This window comes from Neisseria sp. HMSC068C12, from assembly GCF_001814095.1.
Taxonomy (GTDB): Bacteria; Pseudomonadota; Gammaproteobacteria; order Burkholderiales; family Neisseriaceae; genus Neisseria; species Neisseria perflava.
Genome location: NZ_KV814829.1, coordinates 33,207 through 53,290, shown reverse-complemented (window position 1 = coordinate 53,290; position 20,084 = coordinate 33,207). Strand labels below are relative to the sequence as shown.

20 protein-coding genes are annotated in these 20,084 nt (G+C 48.6%); 8 read left to right on the top strand and 12 right to left on the bottom strand.

Going from position 1 to position 20,084, the window contains the following annotated elements; translation table 11 throughout:
- Positions 1–13: 13 nt before the first annotated feature.
- Positions 14–406 carry a hypothetical protein gene (locus HMPREF2952_RS09865; protein WP_004520341.1) on the bottom strand — a complete coding sequence of 131 codons (393 nt, stop codon included), beginning with the start codon at positions 404–406 and terminating at the stop codon, positions 14–16.
- 21 nt (positions 407–427) lie between these two features.
- On the bottom strand, positions 428–631 hold the full coding sequence (locus tag HMPREF2952_RS11555; RefSeq protein WP_004520342.1) for a hypothetical protein: 204 nt from the start codon (positions 629–631) through the stop codon (positions 428–430).
- A gap of 115 nt (positions 632–746) precedes the next feature.
- On the opposite strand from HMPREF2952_RS11555, the gene HMPREF2952_RS09860 reads away from it, so the two are divergent.
- Positions 747–2,156 (top strand): DEAD/DEAH box helicase, encoded by a 1,410-nt coding sequence (locus HMPREF2952_RS09860; protein ID WP_004520343.1) that lies wholly within the window; start codon positions 747–749, stop codon positions 2,154–2,156.
- 128 nt (positions 2,157–2,284) lie between these two features.
- Here HMPREF2952_RS09860 and leuB read toward each other — a convergent pair whose 3' ends face one another.
- The 8 genes from leuB to leuC all read right to left on the bottom strand — a co-directional run bounded on the left by leuB (position 2,285) and on the right by leuC (position 8,572).
- Entirely contained in the window at positions 2,285–3,355 is a 1,071-nt protein-coding gene (leuB, locus tag HMPREF2952_RS09855; RefSeq protein ID WP_004520344.1) for a 3-isopropylmalate dehydrogenase, read from the bottom strand.
- Between the two features lie 66 nt (positions 3,356–3,421).
- Positions 3,422–4,285, bottom strand: coding sequence for a DUF1444 family protein (locus HMPREF2952_RS09850; protein ID WP_049335226.1), 864 nt, complete (start codon positions 4,283–4,285; stop codon positions 3,422–3,424).
- 38 nt (positions 4,286–4,323) lie between these two features.
- The gene (locus tag HMPREF2952_RS09845) at positions 4,324–4,785 is read right to left on the bottom strand and encodes a NanQ anomerase/TabA/YiaL family protein (protein ID WP_049335225.1); all 462 of its coding nucleotides are present in this window, start codon (positions 4,783–4,785) and stop codon (positions 4,324–4,326) included.
- 97 nt (positions 4,786–4,882) lie between these two features.
- A complete protein-coding gene (locus HMPREF2952_RS09840; RefSeq protein WP_049335224.1) occupies positions 4,883–5,551 on the bottom strand; it encodes a DUF2625 domain-containing protein in 669 nt (222 codons plus the stop codon).
- 68 nt (positions 5,552–5,619) lie between these two features.
- On the bottom strand, positions 5,620–6,261 hold the full coding sequence (leuD, locus tag HMPREF2952_RS09835) for a 3-isopropylmalate dehydratase small subunit (RefSeq protein ID WP_063067850.1): 642 nt from the start codon (positions 6,259–6,261) through the stop codon (positions 5,620–5,622).
- A gap of 48 nt (positions 6,262–6,309) precedes the next feature.
- Positions 6,310–6,675, bottom strand: a complete 366-nt coding sequence (locus HMPREF2952_RS09830) for a VOC family protein (RefSeq protein WP_049335221.1) — start codon at positions 6,673–6,675, stop codon at positions 6,310–6,312.
- A 103-nt stretch (positions 6,676–6,778) separates the two neighbouring features.
- A complete protein-coding gene (locus HMPREF2952_RS09825) occupies positions 6,779–7,033 on the bottom strand; it encodes a hypothetical protein (RefSeq protein ID WP_049335219.1) in 255 nt (84 codons plus the stop codon).
- A gap of 129 nt (positions 7,034–7,162) precedes the next feature.
- Positions 7,163–8,572 (bottom strand): 3-isopropylmalate dehydratase large subunit, encoded by a 1,410-nt coding sequence (leuC, locus tag HMPREF2952_RS09820; RefSeq protein WP_049335217.1) that lies wholly within the window; start codon positions 8,570–8,572, stop codon positions 7,163–7,165.
- Positions 8,573–8,836: 264 nt separating this feature from the next.
- On the opposite strand from leuC, the gene gshA reads away from it, so the two are divergent.
- The 7 genes from gshA (at position 8,837) to HMPREF2952_RS09785 (ending at position 18,257) form a co-directional block, all read left to right on the top strand.
- Positions 8,837–10,195, top strand: coding sequence for a glutamate--cysteine ligase (gshA, locus tag HMPREF2952_RS09815; protein WP_004520351.1), 1,359 nt, complete (start codon positions 8,837–8,839; stop codon positions 10,193–10,195).
- A 108-nt stretch (positions 10,196–10,303) separates the two neighbouring features.
- A complete protein-coding gene (gene corA / locus HMPREF2952_RS09810; protein WP_004520352.1) occupies positions 10,304–11,374 on the top strand; it encodes a magnesium/cobalt transporter CorA in 1,071 nt (356 codons plus the stop codon).
- Positions 11,375–11,488: 114 nt separating this feature from the next.
- Complete coding sequence (locus HMPREF2952_RS09805) at positions 11,489–11,971, top strand: acyl-CoA thioesterase (protein WP_003686444.1); 483 nt, start codon at positions 11,489–11,491, stop codon at positions 11,969–11,971.
- Positions 11,972–12,098: 127 nt separating this feature from the next.
- Positions 12,099–14,870 carry a DNA gyrase subunit A gene (gyrA, locus tag HMPREF2952_RS09800; RefSeq protein ID WP_070695619.1) on the top strand — a complete coding sequence of 924 codons (2,772 nt, stop codon included), beginning with the start codon at positions 12,099–12,101 and terminating at the stop codon, positions 14,868–14,870.
- Positions 14,871–14,934: 64 nt separating this feature from the next.
- Positions 14,935–16,776 (top strand): excinuclease ABC subunit UvrC, encoded by a 1,842-nt coding sequence (gene uvrC, locus HMPREF2952_RS09795; RefSeq protein ID WP_049335213.1) that lies wholly within the window; start codon positions 14,935–14,937, stop codon positions 16,774–16,776.
- A 27-nt stretch (positions 16,777–16,803) separates the two neighbouring features.
- The gene (gene aroD / locus HMPREF2952_RS09790; RefSeq protein ID WP_004520356.1) at positions 16,804–17,553 is read left to right on the top strand and encodes a type I 3-dehydroquinate dehydratase; all 750 of its coding nucleotides are present in this window, start codon (positions 16,804–16,806) and stop codon (positions 17,551–17,553) included.
- 134 nt (positions 17,554–17,687) lie between these two features.
- A complete protein-coding gene (locus tag HMPREF2952_RS09785; protein ID WP_004520357.1) occupies positions 17,688–18,257 on the top strand; it encodes an acetate uptake transporter in 570 nt (189 codons plus the stop codon).
- Between the two features lie 77 nt (positions 18,258–18,334).
- Here HMPREF2952_RS09785 and yfaE read toward each other — a convergent pair whose 3' ends face one another.
- A complete protein-coding gene (gene yfaE, locus HMPREF2952_RS09780; RefSeq protein ID WP_003686421.1) occupies positions 18,335–18,634 on the bottom strand; it encodes a class I ribonucleotide reductase maintenance protein YfaE in 300 nt (99 codons plus the stop codon).
- Positions 18,635–18,739: 105 nt separating this feature from the next.
- Positions 18,740–19,873, bottom strand: a complete 1,134-nt coding sequence (gene nrdB / locus HMPREF2952_RS09775) for a class Ia ribonucleoside-diphosphate reductase subunit beta (protein ID WP_004520359.1) — start codon at positions 19,871–19,873, stop codon at positions 18,740–18,742.
- Positions 19,874–20,084: the final 211 nt, after the last annotated feature.

Genomic DNA, 20,084 nt, shown 5'->3' with positions numbered 1-20,084 from the left:
TTTTCAGACGGCCTTATTGGGGAAGTTTCCAGAATTGATCAGTAGGGACGTAGGCGTGGCGGTCAAGCATATAGAGAATTGTATCGTCAGGCGCAACTATGGTGGCACGGTCGGTCTTGCCTTTAAACGGGAACACGATTCGTGCTTCCGAGGCGTTTTTGATGTCGATGCCGTAGCTGGTTCTGCCGCTTTCTAATTTGTATTGGTTTTGAGTGTATTCGTAAACGGTTTCTTTGCCTTTTTCGTCTTTGACAGTAAAGCTTTTTTCGGCAAAGGTGATTTCGGCTTTGCTACCGTCGGACGCAACGGCCTTCCATTCGCCGCGATAACTCTCCGAGCCACTGCACGCGCCAAGCAACAGGGCGGCAGCAAGTGCAGGTAATAAGGCGGTTTTGAAAAACTTCATGTCGGATTCATCCGTGCTGATTCAATAAAACGGCATTATAGCTTGATTTTGCACTCGCAGCCTGTTTTGCTTGACCTGGGCGGTTTTCTCCTTTATTATCCGCCCTTCGCCTTTTGATACGAAGCCATCGTCATCCAACCTAAACCGCCGTTTCGGGCGCGTTTCTTTTATTGCTTGCATATTTGCAAAGCCTTTTCTGTGCAGGTTGTCGTCGATGTTAACCACAAGCAAGATGCTTGCGACAACCCTGTAACTTCACATTTCCCGTATCGTTACTTTCCTTTGCTTCAGGTCGTCTGAAATTGTTCAGGCGTGCGCGTTGTTGTCTCTTAGGATAGATATGTCTATTAAATTTGCCGATTTGAACCTTGATAAAAACATTTTGTCTGCCGTAAGCAGCGAGGGTTATGAAAGCCCGACCCCGATTCAGGCGCAAGCGATTCCGTTTGCTTTGGACGGCCGCGACATTATGGCTTCGGCACAAACCGGTTCAGGCAAAACTGCAGCCTTCCTGCTGCCGACTTTGCAAAAACTGACCAAACGCAGCGAAAAACCGGGCAAAGGTCCGCGCGCTTTGGTATTGACCCCGACCCGCGAACTGGCGGCTCAGGTAGAAAAAAATGCACTGGCGTATGCTAAAAATATGCGTTGGTTCCGTACTGTCAGCATTGTCGGCGGTGCATCTTTCGGCTACCAAACCCGTGCCCTGAGCAAACCGGTTGACCTGATTGTCGCCACTCCGGGCCGTCTGATGGACTTGATGCAGAGCGGTAAAGTTGATTTTGAACGTTTGGAAGTGCTGATTCTGGACGAAGCCGACCGTATGTTGGACATGGGCTTTATCGACGACATCGAAACCATCGTTGAAGCAACGCCGAGCGACCGTCAGACTTTGTTGTTCTCCGCCACTTGGGACGGCGCGGTGGGCAAACTGGCGCGCAAACTGACCAAAGACCCTGAAACCATCGAAGTTGAGCGTGTGGACGATCAAGGCAAAATCGAAGAGCAGCTGTTGTACTGCGACGATATGCGCCATAAAAACCGCCTGCTCGACCACATTTTGCGCGATGCCAATATCGACCAATGCGTGATCTTTACATCCACCAAAGCCATGACCGAAGTCATTGCGGATGAGTTGTACGAAAAAGGTTTTGCCGCCAACTGCCTGCACGGCGATATGCCGCAAGGCTGGCGTAACCGCACGCTGATGGACTTGCGCAAAGGCCGCTGCAAAATTTTGGTTGCCACCGACGTTGCCGCACGCGGTATCGACGTACCAACCATTACCCACGTTATCAACTACGACTTGCCGAAACAGGCTGAAGACTACGTTCACCGTATCGGCCGTACCGGCCGCGCAGGCCGCACCGGTATTGCGATTACTTTTGCCGAAGTGAACGAATACGTCAAAGTACACAAAATTGAAAAATACATCGGCCGTAAATTGCCTGAGCTGACCATCGAAGGCATGGAGCCGACACGCAAACGCAAATCTGCCGGCGCTAAACCGAAAGGCAAAGGCGGCTGGGGCGATCGTAAATCCGGCGGCTGGCGCGGCGATAAGAAACCGGCTAAAGAAGGTTTCGGCGGTAAAGCTCGCGGCGAAGGCCATAAAAAAGACGGTTTCAAGAAAGATGGCTTTAAGAAAGATGGTTTCAAAAAAGCTGATGGTTTCAAAAAAGGCGGCGAAGGCTTTAAAGGCAAGCGTAAGTCTAACGACAGCTTTGGCGGCAAACACAAAAGAGGTTGATTTTTTCAATCTTAAGGCCGTCTGAAAAAGACATAAGGGCGTGTGAAGACACGCCCTTTTTTATGGTTTCAAGTTTTCGCATATAAAAAAGCGCGGGATTGATCCCACTCTTTTTTCAGACGGCCTTCTTACAAAGCAGCCAATACGGCATCGCCCATTTCGGAGCAGGAAACCAGTTTGGTACCTTCTTCGTAAATGTCGCCGGTACGCAAGCCTTGTTGCAGTACTTTTTGTACGGCGTTTTCAACTTGTTGCGCGCGGGCTTCGTCGTTCAGGCTGTAACGCAGCAGCATGGCAAGAGACAATACGGTCGCCAGCGGATTGGCTTTGTTTTGACCGGCAATGTCGGGAGCTGAGCCGTGAGATGGTTCGTACAGGCCTTTGCCGTTTTCGTCCAAAGAAGCAGAAGGCAGCATACCGATGGAACCGGTCAGCATGGAGGCTTCGTCGGAGAGGATGTCGCCGAAGATGTTGCCGGTGGCAATCACGTCAAATTGTTTGGGCGCGCGTACTAACTGCATGGCGGCGTTGTCGACGTACATATGGGAAAGCTCGACATCAGGGTATTCTTTGCCGATTTCTTCAAAGATTTCGCGCCACAGTTCGGTGGTTTCCAAAACGTTGGCTTTGCCTACGGAGCAGACTTTTTTGCTGCGTTTTTGGGCAGATTGGAAGGCAACGTGGGCGATGCGGCGGATTTCGCTTTCGCTGTATTTCATGGTGTTGTAGCCTTCGCGTTCGCCGTTTTCTAAAACACGGATGCCGCGCGGTTCGCCAAAATAAATATCGCCGGTCAGTTCGCGTACGATAAGGATGTCGAGGCCGGCTACGATTTCCGGTTTCAAAGTAGAAGCATTGGCCAGCTCTTTATACAAAATGGCAGGGCGCAAATTAGCAAACAGATTCAAGTCTTTACGAATGGCCAACAAGCCGCGTTCAGGGCGCAGCGGACGGTCGAGATTATCGTATTGAGGAGAACCGACTGCACCAAGCAAGACAGCATCGGCTTTACGGCAAAGGTTTTGCGTGAATTCTGGATAAGGATGGCCGTATTCGTCATAGGCTTCGCCGCCCAAAGGTGCGTATTCGTAGCTGACATCCAAACCTTGTTCGATAAGTTTGTCGAGTACACGGACGGTTTCTGCAACGATTTCAGGGCCGATGCCGTCGCCGCGCAAGATAGCGATATGTTTGGTCATTTCGGGTTTCCTTATGAGAAGGTTTTAGGTAAAGGGCAGGTCGTCTGTTTTTCAGACGGCCTTAAATCAATTTGCTCTGAAAACGCTGATTGTACCATTATGGTACTGGTAAAGCTGGGTAGAAATCGCGTAGGCAGAATCTTCAAATGCCTGCAGGGCAATATTCGCCATCGCCTGCAAAGCCTCTTCATCGGACGGGCTGCAAACGAGCAGGGCGTTGCGTGCCGGGACTGCAAAAACAGGGTTGGCCGGCAGCATAGAATCGTCTTTAAGTACTTCGTCCAAAAGCAAAATCAGGGAAGCATCATAGTCGTTATCCAAATGGATTTGAGCCAATGACCAACCTTCAGCATGATGAATTTGGACATGTCCATTCATCTGTTGGCGCAAATTATCCATGGCGGTACGATACAAGGCGTCTTCATCTTCAATACCGGCCTCTTTCATATGCTCACGATTGAGTGTATGCATGGATTCTTCCGTATCCACCATATAAAGCAACATGATATCGCCGGCAATTGGTTTGTATACCAGGTAATCGGCAGGCTCGTCTTCGTCCGTATTTGTAATCAGTCTGACGTTTTCCAGATAAATTGTATTTTTAATCGTCGGAAGAATTTGTTGTGCTGAAACACTGGCATCAGAGTCCTGAAGCTTATCGATAACCGCTAAATTGGCTGCAACAATAGCTTCCAAGGCCTCGGGATTTTGCAGATAACTTGTGTAATGGTTGCTCAAATATGTGCTGAACGATGCTTCATCGTCTTCGGAAAACTGGACAATGATGGGCGAAGACGCAATATTTTCACCCCAGTCGATTTTCGCCTCAAGATCCAATTCTTCTTGGATGCGACGGGCAAAGTATTCGACAAATTCCTGCCAAGTCATTAATTTAGGTTTGGAGCGGAACAACCTGCTGAAAAAAGACATATTGTGTCCTGAATAAGGGGATAAGGCCGTCTGAAAAATTATAGACGTTCGGTTTCAACACGGATTTTAAAAACGACTTTGCGTATGTTCGGCCTGTCGCCAACCAATGGGGCATGCGCATCATTCGGGAAGAATAGCGTAAATTCACCTGGCTCCAAGGTCAGCCAGGTTTCCGGCTCGCAGTCGAAAAATTCGATATCGCGCTTTTCGTTGTAGCCTAAACCGTTTTTCAGACGGCCTCTGTCTATCCAGCCATATGTTTCGCTGCCATCAATCGGCGTTTGAATATCAATATGTTTTAAGTGCGCTTCAGGCTGGGCTTCTCCCTTAGTCCTCATCGGCTCGCTACCGATAAAAATACGGATATTGGGATTCTCGCATGGTACTTGGCCGTCCGGCAGCTTGGCAAAATTTAGGGTCTGCAACAGATGGAAGGCTTCGGCAAAGTCGGGATGCAAGGCAGCGTAGCGGGTGGCATTGCTTATGGTGTCGGTAATCATGGTGTGGTTAGGTAGAAATTAAACTTCAGGATGTGAAGAATACGTTTTAAGGACGCTTTATTGAGATTATGACAACAAGGCCGTCTGAAAGGGCTTTTTATGGAGTTGTGTTTTGCAGATTCAAAGTGGAAGCATAATGTTCAGCAATAGGAATACGCTTGCGGCTGACTTGGTTTATATCGCTGCCTTCTTCAGCCCATAAAAACGGAAAGAACGTGTAAACGCTGTCGCCATTCAAATCATGGATTTCTTCGCGCCAATTTTCCCAACGCAGGTTTTCGTAAAACAACTGTAAATCGCCGGTCAATGCCCAATTTAAGAAGTCGCCATAACCTTTACCGCAATCTTCCCATTCCAGTGTATCCGGTGGTAGGTAGAAAACATTACCTACTTTGCCATTCAATCCTCCGCCATTAATCGCAAAATAGCCTCCAGCAACATCATCGGCAAACAGATAATAGGGAGCAGGGCCTGCTGGCTCGGATTGTGTACGGTTTAGATTCCAACTTCCCAAACCACGAGGTAGCTTCGCGCTGCTAGAACCAAGTATCCGTAACCAGCCGTCATCGATAAGGATACCGCCGGTTTCATAAACGACAGCACCCATAAACGAACGTATCGTTACTTGGGTTTTGACAAGTTCTTCCTTTGCCTTTTCAAGCGTACGTGGCAGAACTTCAACGCTGTTTACCGCTTCTGTAAGCCACTCTTGAATCAATGGCCACGCAGGGTCTTGGGTTTGGATTAATTCGTCGAATGATCTCATGGTCTATCCCAAAACATTCAGTAAAGGCCGTCTGAAACACTTAAATTTTTCAGACGGCCTTTTGTATGTCAACCGTTAAACAGCCAAGGCTGGCTTTGGCGGCGTTTTTCTTCGAAGGCGTGAATTTCGTCAGCGTGTTGCAGGGTCAGGCCGATTTCGTCCAAGCCGTTTAAGAGGCAGTGTTTGCGGTGTTCGGTAACGTCGAATGTGAATGTTTCGCCGCTAGGGGTGGTCAGGGTTTGCTCGGCAAGGTCGATGGAGAGCTGATAGCCTTCGTTGGCTTCAACTTCTTTGAAAAGCTGGTCAACCTGTTCTTCTGTCAAAACTATAGGCAAAAGGCCGTTTTTGTAGCAGTTGTTGAAGAAGATGTCGGCGAAGCTGGGGGCGATGACGGCGCGGAAGCCGTAGTCGTCCAATGCCCAAGGGGCGTGTTCGCGTGAAGAGCCGCAACCGAAGTTTTTACGCGTCAACAGGATTTGTGCGCCTTGATAGCGTGGCTGGTTCAGGGAGAAATCAGGATTCAACGGGCGTTTGCTGTTGTCCATGCCAGGTTCGCCGTGGTCGAGGTAACGCCATTCATCAAAGGCATTGGGGCCGAAGCCGCTGCGTTTGATGGATTTCAGAAATTGTTTGGGGATGATGGCATCGGTGTCGACGTTGCTGCGGTCGAGCGGGGCAACGATGGCGGTAATTTTGGTAAAGGCTTTCATGTCAGATTCTTATAGTAATAATGGGAAATTATTTTATGGCTATTCGGGTTAGCGTGTGCTGTGCAAACCGATTCGGTTGCCTTCTGTGTCTTCGATAAATGCTGCAAAGCCGTTGGCAATGCGGAATTTCTCTTGTAACAGTTTGCCGCCTGCTTCAACGGCTTTTTCTGCTGTTTCGGCGCAATTCGGGCAATTAAAGAAAATGGTTGTACCGCCGTGGCCGGGCTGGGCATTGCTGTCGTGCCAAATCATGCCGGCCGTACCGTGTTGGGTGTAATCGGCTGGGAAAATGATGAAACGGAATCCGTTGCCGCCAACGTCTTGCAGGGGCTTACCGAATACGGATTCGTAAAAGGCTTTGGCGCGATCCAAATCATGAGCATGAATACCAAACCAGCTTGACGGATTACTCATTGTTTCTTCCTTTGCTTTGAATCGTGAAAATGTCTGAAAAATTAATAATGTATCAGGCCGTCTGAAACGGAGTCAGGAGCTTCAGACGGCCTGATTTACCGAATTATTCGGTAGCGGCTTCGATTTTTTCTCCAACATGGCTCATGCCGCGGCCTACTGCATTGCCGCCTTTTTTAACGGCTTCGCCGGTTTTGTCGGCAACGTGTTCTGCCGTTTCTTTGGTTTTATCGGCTACACGCTCGGCAGTCTCTTTGGTTTTGTCCCAATTGCGGTTGGTATCGTCTTTTGCACCGGACCAAGTGCTGGAACAAGCTGACAGGATGAGGGCTGCGGCAGCTAATGCAAACAGTTTTTTCATACTAGATTCCTTTCAAGTTATCAATGATTAAGAAGGTTTTCGGACGTTTTTCGCAATACAATAGGAAAACTTACTTGAGCAAGGTATTGTTTCAGACGGCCTGATCAATAAAGGCCGTCTGAAAATACTTTAAGCCATAGTGCGGATATCGGTAAAGTAGCCGGTCACTGCGGCTGCGGCTGCCATGGCAGGGCTGACGAGGTGGGTGCGTCCGCCGTTGCCTTGACGGCCTTCAAAGTTACGGTTGGAAGTAGAGGCACAACGTTGTCCCGGGGTCAGGCGGTCGGCATTCATGGCGAGGCACATAGAGCAACCCGGCTCGCGCCATTCAAAACCGGCTTCTATAAACACTTCGTGCAAGCCTTCTTTTTCTGCCTGCTCTTTAACCAAACCGGAGCCGGGGACAATCAATACGCGTTGTACATTGTCCGCTTTTTTGCGGCCTTTGGCGATAGCGGCGGCTTCGCGCAAGTCTTCGATACGGCTGTTGGTGCAAGAACCGATAAAGACGATATCGACAGGGATTTCGTTTAATGGCGTACCGGCTTCCAAACCCATGTATTCAAGGGCGCGTTCCATGCCGCTGCGTTTGACCGGATCGGCTTCTTCGGCAGGATTAGGCACTTTGCCGCTGATGTCTAAAACCATTTCAGGCGAGGTGCCCCAAGTTACTTGAGGCTCGATGTCTTCGGCTTTGAAGTGGTATTCTTTATCAAATACGGCACCTTCGTCAGACACCAGCGTACGCCAGTACTCGACGGCTTTGTCCCACGCTTCGCCTTTAGGTGCGAAAGGTTTGCCTTTTACATAGTCGATGGTGGTTTGGTCGACGGCAACCATGCCTGAGCGCGCACCGGCTTCGATCGCCATATTGCACAAGGTCATGCGGCCTTCCATAGAAAGGCTGCGGATGGCTTCGCCGCCAAACTCGATGGCGTAGCCCGTACCGCCTGCCGTACCGATTTGGCCGATGATGTAAAGTGCCACGTCTTTGGCAGTAACACCGGGTTTCAGACGGCCTTCAACGGAAATCAGCATAGATTTGGATTTTTTTGCGGTAATGCACTGGGTCGCCATGGTGTGTTCGACTTCGGAAGTGCCGATACCGTGCGCCAATGCGCCGAATGCGCCGTGGGTAGAAGTGTGCGAGTCGCCACAAACGACGGTCATGCCGGGCAGGGTAGCGCCTTGCTCCGGGCCCATAACGTGCACGATGCCTTGGCCTTTATCCATAAACGGGAAGTAGGCGAGTGCGCCAAACTCTTTAATGTTTTTGTCCAAAGTATCGACTTGCAGTTTGGAAATCGGATCTTGGATACCTTTGTCCCAGTCGCCGGTCGGGGTGTTGTGGTCGGCTGTGGAGACCACGCTGTCGATACGCCAGAGTTTGCGGCCGGCCATTTTCAAGCCTTCAAATGCTTGCGGGCTGGTTACTTCGTGAACCAGGTGGCGGTCGATGTAAAGCAGGACAGTGCCGTCTTCTTCTTCGCGGACAACGTGGCTGTTCCAAAGTTTATCGTAAAGGGTTTGTGCGCTCATGATGAGTATTCTTTGCTATTGGTAGGTATGAATGATGGTTTGCGTTTATGGGCGGATTTTAGGCTTTTTATAGGGGCTGCGCAATAGAAATTTGTCCAATTTTTAAAATTTGTCGCAAAGTTTCAAAAACGCTTATCAAAAATTGGACAAATTGTAGAATTGTTAACAAAAAGATGCATCTTATCTGAAAGAATGCTTGTCGAAATGCACTAAAAAGTTCTATCATTCTCACTCAACATCCACACTTACCAAGAGGTATAGAGAATGAAATTACCGGTAATGGCTCCTGAGCATCTGACTCAATTACGGGAATTTGAGAAAAAAGTCCTTGCCAATCATGCCAAAATCGAAGCATGGTTCCGTTCGCATTGGAACGAACACCGTCCGCCGTTTTATGGCTCGGTTGACATCCGTAATGCCGGTTACAAAATTTCATCTATCGATATGAACCTGTTTCCGGGCGGCTTCAATAATTTGAATCCCAACTTTATCCCGCTGGCGGCGGTTGCCGCGCAAGATGCGGTACAGCGCGCATGTGAAACGGCAAAATCCGTATTGATTATTCCTGAAAACCACACGCGCAACACATTCTATCTGCAAAACGTTTACGCCCTCAGCGAGATTTTGCGTTCGGCAGGATACGAAGTGCGCTTGGGCAGCTTGAATCCTGAAGTGACTGAGCCAACCGAGTTTGAAACCGCATTAGGCAACAAAATTTTGCTTGAACCTTTATTGCGTACCCGTGAGCGTGTACATCTTGCCGACGGTTTCTCGCCTTGCGTTGTTTTGTTGAACAATGACTTGTCTGCGGGTGTTCCTGAAATCCTTAAAGGTATCAACCAAACCGTTTTGCCTCCATTGCACGGCGGCTGGACGACTCGCCGTAAAACCGAACATTTCGGCGCGTACAACCAAGTTGCTGCCGACTTTGCCAAGTTGATTGATATCGACGAATGGCAAATCAATCCTTATTTTGAAAAAATCAGCGGTTTGGATTTCCAAGAGCGTGAAGGCGAGGATGCGTTGGCAGACGCGGTAGAACGCGTATTGGCGAAAATTCAAGCCAAATACGATGAATTGGGCATTACCGACCAGCCTTTCGTTATTGTGAAAGCCGATGCAGGTACTTATGGCATGGGCGTGATGAGCGTTAAATCTGCGGATGAAGTGCGCGGCTTGAACCGTAAAAACCGCAACAAAATGGCGAAAGTCAAAGAGGGTTTAGAAGTTAGCGAAGTCATTGTCCAAGAAGGTATTTATACCTACGAAACCATGAACGGCGCCGTGTGTGAACCTGTCGTTTATATGATGGACCGTTTCGTTATCGGCGGTTTCTTCCGTGTACACGAAGGCCGTGGTGCAGACGAAAACCTCAACGCCGGCGGCATGGTATTCGTCCCGCTGTCCAACAGCATCCCCACCGGCAGCGGCGACAATTCCCAAGAAGCGCCCGAAGCCTGCAAGCGCGTATTTGAACAATGGGACTCGCTCGGCATGCCACGTTCTGAAAAAGACTGCGACGTCGACAATGAACACAACCGCCTCTACGTTTACGGCGTAATGGCGCGCCTGTCCTTGCTTGCTGCCGCATTGGAATTGGAGAAAACCGCGCCTCAAGCCTAATAAAGCATAAAGCGTTGATCGATATTGTCAGGCCGTCTGAAAATTTGTTTTCAGACGGCCTTTTCTGTCTGTACAATTCATTCTAACTAAAAAACATGATTTATTTTTATGAGCAAACCAGCCAATCCAGTTGAGACAACCGACAATCTGCAAGACCAAACCATGCAGCGCAGCAATACCGACAATGCGCCGCGTTCTGCTATCCATCAAACCTTGTATTCCGCCGATACCTTTGTTCAGCATGATTATCTTGCCGGAAAAAATTTGCCCGATATTGCCCATCCGCAAGAAGGTCAAATCAACTGGCTGCATTTTGTCGGTATTAATGATGTCGTCTTGCTCAAACACGCGCTTGAACCTTATGGTATTCATGAGCTAGTTATTGAAGATATTCTCAGCCGCAAGCAGCGTCCGAAAATCGAAGACTACGGCAACTATGTATTTACTGCCGCACAGGTATACCACTATACCTCTACGGGCAAACTCCATTCTGACCAAGTGTATGTGATTATCGGCAAAGATTTTGTGTTGTCTTTCCAACAAAAACCGTTGGGCTTGTTCAGCCATCTCCGTCGGCAGATGCACGAAAATCCGCACAATATTTTGAACAAAAATACGGCGTTTCTTGCTTATTGCCTGCTTGACCGTATTGTGGACGACTATTTCATTGTTTTGGAGTCATACAACAACCGCGTCGAAGTCATAGACAAGTCCCTGTTTAAAAATGAAAACAGCGATATTCTCAGTAAGATTCACCGCCTCAAGCGAGATGCCGTCCGTCTGCGACGCACGCTTTTACCATTGCGCGATGTGTTCTATCAACTGGCCGTGCGCGGCGATTTTGCCATTTTCAAAGGCGAGTCGACCGTCTATCTGCGCGACGTGTACGACCACAATATGCAACTTATCGAATCGCTTGATGCCTCGCGTGATATGGTGTTGAGCATGATGGACATTTACCTTTCCTTCCAATCCAACCGCATGAACCAGCAAATGCGCGTGTTGACGGTTATTACCATCATCTTTATGCCGCTGACCGTCATCACCGGCATCTACGGCATGAACTTCGACAATATGCCCGAGCTGCATTGGCATTACGGCTACTTCATGGTTTTGGGTATGATGCTGTGCATTATTATCGGACTGCTGATTTTCTTCTCACGTAGAAAATGGCTGTAAACAGGAAGGCAATGGGTTGAAATTCAACGATTAAAAACGGTAGAATGATTTTGCACACGTGCAGTCTGAAGTTTTCAGACAATTTTAAAATAAATATCAAAAGGAGAATAAACGATGAAACCGGAACGCCAACTACCTTCCCATGAACTGATTATGTCCGAACTGATGATGCCTTATACGGCAAACTTCAGCGGAAATGTTCACGGCGGCGATCTTCTGCGCCTGCTCGACCAAGTAGCATATTCCTGCGCCTGCCGTTACAGCGGTACCTATTGCGTTACTCTGTCTGTTGATAAAGTATTGTTTAAAGAGCCTATTCATGTCGGTGAGTTGGTAACCTTTTACGCCAGTATCAACTATACCGGCCGTACTTCTATGGAAGTCGGTATCCGTGTGGAGGCGCAAAACATCCACACAGGCGAAGTGCGTCATACCAACAGCTGCTACTTCACCATGGTTGCCGTTGAAGACGGTAAGCCGGTTCCTGTACCACCTTTGGAAATCAATACACAGCGCCAACGCTGCCGTTATGAAAGGGCTAAAAAGCGTAAAGAGTTGAGTTTGCAGGCTGCGAACGAAGATTCTGGCTGCAACTAAATTAAATTTATTAAATAACGAAGGCCGTCTGAAATCCTGTTTCAGACGGCCTTCACGCAAAAGCCATAAACCGCTTGTTTTGTGGTAGAATCAACAAGATTTTTGCCATACGAAATTACAGATAATCATGACCGACGCAACCATCCGCAACGACCATAAATTTGCACTTGAAACCCTGCCTGTCAGCCTTGAAGACGAAATGCGCAAGAGCTACCTCGATTACGCCATGAGCGTGATTGTGGGACGAGCCCTGCCGGATGTCCGCGACGGTCTCAAGCCGGTACACCGCCGCGTGTTGTACGCGATGCACGAGTTGAAAAACAACTGGAATTCCGCCTATAAAAAATCGGCGCGTATCGTCGGCGACGTTATCGGTAAATATCACCCCCACGGTGATATAGCCGTTTACGACACCATCGTCCGCATGGCGCAAGACTTCTCCATGCGTTATGTACTGATTGACGGTCAGGGCAACTTCGGTTCTGTCGACGGATTGGCCGCAGCAGCCATGCGTTATACCGAAATCCGCATGGAAAAAATTTCCCATGAAATGCTGGCGGATATCGAAGAAGAAACCGTCAATTTCGGTCCCAACTATGACGGCAGCGAACATGAGCCGCTGGTATTGCCGACCCGTTTCCCGGCGTTGTTAGTCAATGGTTCGTCCGGTATTGCCGTCGGTATGGCAACCAATATCCCGCCGCACAATTTGGGCGATACCATCAATGCTTGCCTGCGTTTGTTGGATGAGCCTGAAACTGAAATCGACGAGCTGATCAACATTATCCAAGCACCCGATTTCCCAACCGGCGCAACTATTTATGGCTTGAGCGGCGTGCGCGAAGGCTATAAAACCGGCCGCGGCCGTGTAGTGATGCGCGGTAAAACCCATATTGAGCCTATCGGTAAAAACGGCGAGCGCGAAGCCATCGTTATCGATGAAATCCCATATCAAGTAAACAAAGCCAAGCTGGTTGAGAAAATCGGCGAGTTGGTACGCGAAAAAACGTTGGAAGGCGTATCCGACCTGCGCGACGAGTCCGATAAATCCGGTATGCGTGTCGTGATCGAATTGAAACGCAATGAAAATGCCGAAGTCGTTTTGAACCAACTCTACAAACTGACCCAGCTGCAAGACAGCTTCGGTATCAACATGGTGGCCTTGGTTGACGGCCAGCCGCGCTTGCTGAACCTGAAACAAATCCTGTCCGAATTCCTGCGCCACCGTCGCGAAGTCGTTACCCGTCGTACTTTATTCCGCCTGAAAAAAGCGCGTCATGAAGGCCATATTGCCGAAGGTAAAGCAGTTGCCTTGTCTAATATCGACGAAATTATCCGCCTGATTAAGGAATCTGCCAATGCGCCGGAAGCCAAAGAAAAACTGCTGTCCCGCCCATGGCGCAGCAGCTTGGTTGAAGACATGCTCAGCCGTACGGATTTAGACCTGCACATGATGCGCCCTGAAGGCTTGCCAGAGAATTTGGGCCTGCATAGCCAAGGCTATTACCTGAGCGAATTGCAAGCCGATGCCATTTTGCGCATGAGCTTGCGTAACCTGACCGGTCTCGATCAGGAAGAAATTGTCGGCGAATATAAAAACCTGATGAGCAAAATCATTGATTTCGTGGATATTCTTTCCAAACCTGAGCGCGTTACCCAAATCATCCGCGAAGAATTGGCAGACATCAAAGCCAACTTTGGCGATGAGCGTCGCAGCGAAATCAATCCGTTTGGCGGCGATATCGCCGATGAAGACCTGATTCCGCAACGTGAAATGGTCGTTACCCTGACTCATGGCGGCTACATCAAAACCCAGCCGACTACCGATTATCAGGCGCAGCGTCGCGGCGGCCGCGGCAAACAGGCAGCGGCAACCAAAGACGAAGACTTTATCGAAACCCTGTTTGTTGCCAATACGCATGATTATTTGATGTGCTTTACCAATTTGGGCAAGTGCCATTGGATTAAAGTGTACAAACTGCCGGAAGGTGGCCGCAACAGCCGTGGTCGTCCGATTAACAACGTTATCCAATTGGAAGAGGGCGAAAAAGTCAGCGCGATTTTGGCCGTCCGCGAGTTCCCGGAAGACCAATACGTTTTCTTCGCCACTGCACAAGGCATGGTGAAAAAAGTCCAGTTGTCTGCGTTTAAAAACGTCCGCAGCCAAGGCATTAAAGCCATCGCGCTTAAAGAAGGCGATTACTTGGTCGGCGCAGCGCAAACCGGCGGTGCGGATGACATTATGTTGTTCTCCAACTTGGGCAAAGCCATCCGCTTTAACGAATATTGGGAAAAATCCGGTAACGATGAAGCAGAAGATGCCGATATCGAAACCGAAAACGAAGATTCAGACGGCCTGGATGATGAAAATGCCGAAAACGCATTGCCAAGCGGCAAACACGGTGTCCGTCCGTCCGGTCGCGGCAGTGGCGGTTTGCGCGGTATGCGCCTGCCGGCCGATGGCAAGATTGTCAGCCTGATTACCTTTGCCCCTGAAGCCGAACAAAGCGATTTGCAAGTATTGACCGCTACCGCCAACGGCTATGGCAAACGTACCCCGATTGCCGATTACAGCCGTAAAAACAAAGGCGGCCAAGGCAATATCGCTATCAATACCGGCGAGCGCAACGGCGATTTGGTTGCCGCAACTTTGGTCAGTGAAACCGACGACCTGATGCTGATTACCAGCGGCGGTGTCCTGATTCGTACCAAAGTTGAGCAAATCCGCGAGACCGGCCGCGCTGCCGCAGGCGTGCGTCTGATTAATTTGGATGAAGGCGAAACCTTGGTCAGCTTGGAGCGCGTGGCCGAAGAGGCTGAAGATGAAGCCGCTTTGGAAAGCGATGCAGCTGAAAACCAAGTGGTAGAAGCTGAAGATACTCCGTCTCAAGAATCTTAAACGTCAATGAAAAAGGCCGTCTGAAAAGTTTTCAGACGGCCTGCTTATTCCAAAAGAAAATCCCGTGAGCGCAACCGAACCGTTCGATTTACCTCTTTTTCTGAAAAATCTGCCCAATCTACCGGGCGTGTACCGTTTTTTTGACGAAGACAACAATGTTTTGTATGTCGGCAAAGCGGTCAATCTCAAGCGGCGCGTTTCCAGCTATTTCCAAAAAAACGACCATTCGCCGCGCATCGCATTGATGGTAAAACAGGTTCACCATATCGAAACCACCATCACGCGTTCTGAAGCCGAAGCGCTGATTCTCGAAAACAACTTCATCAAAGCCTTGTCGCCGAAATACAATATTCTTTTCCGCGATGACAAAAGCTATCCTTATTTGATGCTCAGCGGCCATCAATATCCGCAAATGGCGTATTACCGCGGCACGCTGAAGAAACCAAATCAATATTTCGGCCCATATCCTAACAGCAACGCCGTGCGCGACAGCATTCAAGTGTTGCAAAAAGTCTTTATGCTGCGTACCTGCGAAGACAGCGTATTCGAGCATCGCGACCGTCCTTGTCTGCTGTACCAAATCAAACGCTGCACCGCGCCTTGTGTCGGCCACATCAGCGAAGAAGATTACCGCGACAGCGTGCGCGAGGCCGCAACTTTCCTCAATGGCAAAACCGACGAATTGACGCGCACCTTGCAACACAAGATGCAAACTGCCGCCGCGAATCTGCAATTTGAAGAAGCTGCCCGTTACCGCGATCAAATCCAAGCACTCGGCATCATGCAGAGTAATCAGTTTATCGACAGCAAAAATCCGAACAATCCCAACGATATTGATTTGCTCGCGCTGGCGGTTTCAGACGGCCTGGTTTGCGTACACTGGGTCAGCATACGCGGCGGACGGCATGTCGGCGATAAAAGCTTTTTCCCTGACACCAAAAACGATCCCGAGCCAAACGGGCAAGATTACGCCGAAGCCTTCGTCGCTCAACACTATCTGGGCAAAAGCAAACCCGACATCATCATCAGCAACTTTCCCGTTCCCGATGTGCTGAAAGAGGCTTTGGAAGGCGAACACGGCAAGCAGATGCAATTTGTCACCAAAACCATAGGCGAACGAAAAGTCTGGTTGAAAATGGCGGAACAAAACGCACAAATGGCGATTGCACAACGCCGCCTGCAACAAAGCAGTCAGCAACACCGTATTGATGAACTGGCCAAAATCCTCGGCATGGATTCAGACGGCCTCAACCGCCTTGAATGTTTCGATATCAGCCACACGCAAGGCGAGGCCACTATTGCGTCCTGCGTTGTGTACGATGAGCAAAACATCCAGCCTTCACAATACCGCCGCTATAATATCACGACCGCCAAGCCTGGCGATGACTACGCCGCCATGCGCGAAGTGTTGACGCGCCGTTACGGCAAAATGCAGGAGGCCGAAGCCAACGGCGAAAGCGCCAAATGGCCAGATGTCGTGTTGATTGACGGCGGCAAAGGGCAAATCGGCGTAGCCGTATCAGTATGGGAAGAACTTGGGTTGCACATTCCTTTGGTCGGTATCGCCAAAGGCCCTGAGCGCAAAGCCGGTATGGAAGAACTCATACTGCCTTTTACCGGCGAAGTCTTCCGCCTGCCACCCAACAGCCCGGCCTTGCATTTATTGCAAACCGTACGCGATGAATCGCACCGCTTTGCAATTACAGGCCACCGAAAAAAACGCGACAAAGCACGCGTTACTTCATCACTCAGCGAAATCCCCGGTATCGGCAGCAAACGCCGCCAAGCATTGCTTACCCGATTCGGCGGTCTGCGCGGTGTGATTGCAGCCAGCCGCGAGGACTTGGAAAAAGTGGAAGGCATCAGCAAAGCCTTGGCGGAAACCATTTACGAGCATCTGCACTGATTGGCTTGAACAGCAAAAAGGAACAATATGAAACCTGTCATCATCAAAAATATCGAGATCGGCAAAGGCCTGCCTAAAATTGCCGTGCCGCTGGTGGCCGCCAATACGCAGGAATTGGAGCAGGCTTTGCGCGTATTGAAAGAGACGGCTTTTGACATTATTGAATTTCGTGCAGATTTTTTTCAAGAAGCGCTTGATGCCGATTTTATTACCGAACAATTAGGCATTGTCCGACAGGCTTTTCCTGACAAGCCTTTACTGTTTACGTTTAGAAGGGCGCAAGAGGGCGGCAATACACCTTGTTCGGATGACTATTATTTTGAATTATTGGAAAAAATCATCCGTTCCAAACAAGCTGATATGATCGACATTGAGCTTTTTGCCGAGGAAAATGGCGTAAAACAAACCATAGCTTTGGCACATGAACATCAAACTGCCGCCTTGCTTTGCAATCACGATTTTCAAGCCACGCCGTCTTTGGTAGATATTACAGGCCGTCTGAAAACAATGGCCGAGTGGGGCGCGAATATCTGCAAAATTGCCGTGATGCCGCAATCGTCGCAAGATGTATTGACCTTATTACAGGCAACATATGATGTTTCACAAATTATCGACCGCCCGATTATTACTATGTCTATGGGTAAAATCGGAGCTGTCAGTCGCTTGGCCGGCTCGACTTTCGGCTCGGCCGTTACCTTTGGTGCGGCACAAAAAACGTCGGCCCCCGGCCAAATTGATGCCAACGAATTAAGGAAAATCTTGGCAATTTTGGGATAGTTTAATTATTAATATTCAAGGCCGTCTGAAAAATATTTTTCAGATGGCCTGATTTTTTTAAATTTATTTCTTTTAATTTTAAATAAAATAGGTAACAATGGGTTTCCTATTTTAATAACCAGAGGAGAAATAAAATGACTACTACTAAAGAAAACCTGGCGAATCCAGGTCCAGTAGGCCTGTGTGGCTTTGCATTGACAACTTGGTTGCTCAGCCTGATTAACGGCGGCTTTTTTACTGCTCAAGAGGGTGTCGGCTTAGTTTTGGGCATGGCTCTCGCCTTTGGTGGTATCGCCCAAGTTATTGCCGGCATGTTTGAGTTCAAGAAAGGTAATACGTTTGGCTTTACCGCTTTTATCAGCTATGGCGCCTTCTGGTGGACATGGGCTTTGTTTACCATCTTTTTTAAAGGTGAAACAGCCCCGGCATTTATCGGTTGGTATCTCTGCGCATGGGGTATGTTTTCGCTAATGATGTTTGTGGCCACCTTGACCAAGCCTAAAGTATTGAGCGGTATTTTCTTTTGCTTGACACTGACTTTCTTTGCATTGGGTATTGGCGATGGCATGGAAAATCATAGCATCGTCCATATCGGCGGTTGCTTAGGCTTGGTAACTGCACTTGGTGCGTTCTACTTGGCAGCGGCAGAAGTCATCAACGAATCTTTCGGCAAGACGGTTTTGCCGGTTGGCGAACGTAAGTAAGCTTGACCATACAAAATGCCGTCTGAACGGTGGAAATGAAATCAAAGATTTCGGCCACAATGTTCAGACGGCATTTTTTATTTATCTTCAAATAAATCGACATCAAATAAGTCCGGCTCTTTGATGCGCTCCCGACAATCGAGCTTGATGTCTTCAGTAACCCGACAGCAACACGGCAAAATTTCTCCGGGCGCGACAAAAGCGAGCGGAAAATTATCATAAGAGACTTTTCCATCCAAGATTTTGACCCGGCATGAACCGCAATAACCGCTGCGACATTGGTATTCAACCTCGTGACCGGTGCGCTCCAAGCCCTCCAATAAGGTTTCGCCTTGTTGGAGTTGGAAGGTTTTGTCGTGTGTGCTGATGAGTGCCATATGATTTGTTTGGATTGGAAAGGCCGTCTGAAACGGTGTAAAGACGAAATCAAAGATTTCTGCCACACCGTTCAGACGGCCTTGATCATAAAACCGAATGTTCGATTACAGCTCGAAATCGCCCAAATCGTCGGCATTGACTTCCGAATCAATCTGACCAATCAGGTAAGAGGAAATTTCTACTTCCTGCGGCGCAACCTGTACATTGTCAGAAGACAGCCATGCGTTAATCCAAGGAATCGGATTTTGAGTCGCACCTTCAAATCCAGCAGGAAGGCCAACCGCCTGCATGCGCAGATTGGTAATATATTCAACGTATTGAGCCAAAATTTCTTTATTCAGGCCAATCATGGAACCGTCTTTAAACAGATATGCCGCCCATTCTTTTTCCTGCTCGGCTGCTTTTTTGAAGAGATTGAAACACTCGTCCTGTAATTCATTTGCAATTTCAGCCATTTCAGGATCATCGGCACCGGCACGCATCAGGTTCAGCATATGCTGGGTGCTGGTTAAATGCAGTGCTTCATCGCGGGCAATCAGCTTGATGATTTTGGCGTTGCCTTCCATCAATTCGCGCTCGGCAAAGGCGAACGAGCAGGCAAATGAAACGTAGAAGCGGATGGCTTCCAATACATTAACGCACATCAGGCAGAGATAGAGTTTTTTCTTCAGCTCACGTAAAGACACGGTAACAAGCTTGCCGCCGACATTGTGTGAACCTTCGCCCAACAGATTGTAATATTGGGTGTATTCAATCAAATCATCGTAATAGCAGGCAATGTCTTCAGCACGGGCGATGATGTATTTGTTTTGCACAATATCATCGAACACGACTGACGGATCATTTACGATATTGCGGATGATATGAGTGTAGCTGCGCGAGTGGATGGTTTCGCTGAAGCTCCACGTTTCAATCCAAGTTTCCAGCTCGGGAATAGACACCAAAGGCAAGAACGCGACATTCGGGCTGCGGCCTTGGATCGAATCGAGCAGGGTTTGGTATTTCAGATTGCTGATGAAAATATGTTTTTCATGTTCGGGCAGATTGGCGTAGTCAATACGGTCGCGCGACACGTCGATTTCTTCCGGACGCCAGAAGAAAGACAATTGTTTTTCGATCAGTTTTTCAAATACTTCGTATTTCTGCTGGTCATAACGGGCGACATTTACCGGTTGACCAAAAAACATCGGCTCTTTCAGCGCGTCGTTTTTGGTTTTGGAAAAGGTGCTGTATGACATGGTTAGGTGTTCGCAGGACATAATGTCTCTCTTTTTAAAAATTAGTCGACTTTTCTATTAATTGTTAATTCACCATATGAAACATGTTGAATTTTATCAATAAAGTGCCATCCTAAAATAGCGAAGACTAAAAGAACACTAATAAATACATAAAATTTATATTCAGCTAAGAATGACCAAATGGCATCCATATTTTTCCTTTTCTGGAAAA

Bases quoted from the DNA above. Each gene is read 5' to 3' on its own strand.
- HMPREF2952_RS09865 (WP_004520341.1), bottom strand. From the start codon at position 406: ATGAAGTTTTTCAAAACCGCCTTATTACCTGCACTTGCTGCCGCCCTG.
- HMPREF2952_RS09860 (WP_004520343.1), top strand. From the start codon at position 747: ATGTCTATTAAATTTGCCGATTTGAACCTTGATAAAAACATTTTGTCT.
- leuB (WP_004520344.1), bottom strand. From the start codon at position 3,355: ATGACCAAACATATCGCTATCTTGCGCGGCGACGGCATCGGCCCTGAA.
- HMPREF2952_RS09850 (WP_049335226.1), bottom strand. From the start codon at position 4,285: ATGTCTTTTTTCAGCAGGTTGTTCCGCTCCAAACCTAAATTAATGACT.
- HMPREF2952_RS09845 (WP_049335225.1), bottom strand. From the start codon at position 4,785: ATGATTACCGACACCATAAGCAATGCCACCCGCTACGCTGCCTTGCAT.
- HMPREF2952_RS09840 (WP_049335224.1), bottom strand. From the start codon at position 5,551: ATGAGATCATTCGACGAATTAATCCAAACCCAAGACCCTGCGTGGCCA.
- leuD (WP_063067850.1), bottom strand. From the start codon at position 6,261: ATGAAAGCCTTTACCAAAATTACCGCCATCGTTGCCCCGCTCGACCGC.
- HMPREF2952_RS09830 (WP_049335221.1), bottom strand. From the start codon at position 6,675: ATGAGTAATCCGTCAAGCTGGTTTGGTATTCATGCTCATGATTTGGAT.
- HMPREF2952_RS09825 (WP_049335219.1), bottom strand. From the start codon at position 7,033: ATGAAAAAACTGTTTGCATTAGCTGCCGCAGCCCTCATCCTGTCAGCT.
- leuC (WP_049335217.1), bottom strand. From the start codon at position 8,572: ATGAGCGCACAAACCCTTTACGATAAACTTTGGAACAGCCACGTTGTC.
- gshA (WP_004520351.1), top strand. From the start codon at position 8,837: ATGAAATTACCGGTAATGGCTCCTGAGCATCTGACTCAATTACGGGAA.
- corA (WP_004520352.1), top strand. From the start codon at position 10,304: ATGAGCAAACCAGCCAATCCAGTTGAGACAACCGACAATCTGCAAGAC.
- HMPREF2952_RS09805 (WP_003686444.1), top strand. From the start codon at position 11,489: ATGAAACCGGAACGCCAACTACCTTCCCATGAACTGATTATGTCCGAA.
- gyrA (WP_070695619.1), top strand. From the start codon at position 12,099: ATGACCGACGCAACCATCCGCAACGACCATAAATTTGCACTTGAAACC.
- aroD (WP_004520356.1), top strand. From the start codon at position 16,804: ATGAAACCTGTCATCATCAAAAATATCGAGATCGGCAAAGGCCTGCCT.
- HMPREF2952_RS09785 (WP_004520357.1), top strand. From the start codon at position 17,688: ATGACTACTACTAAAGAAAACCTGGCGAATCCAGGTCCAGTAGGCCTG.
- yfaE (WP_003686421.1), bottom strand. From the start codon at position 18,634: ATGGCACTCATCAGCACACACGACAAAACCTTCCAACTCCAACAAGGC.
- nrdB (WP_004520359.1), bottom strand. From the start codon at position 19,873: ATGTCATACAGCACCTTTTCCAAAACCAAAAACGACGCGCTGAAAGAG.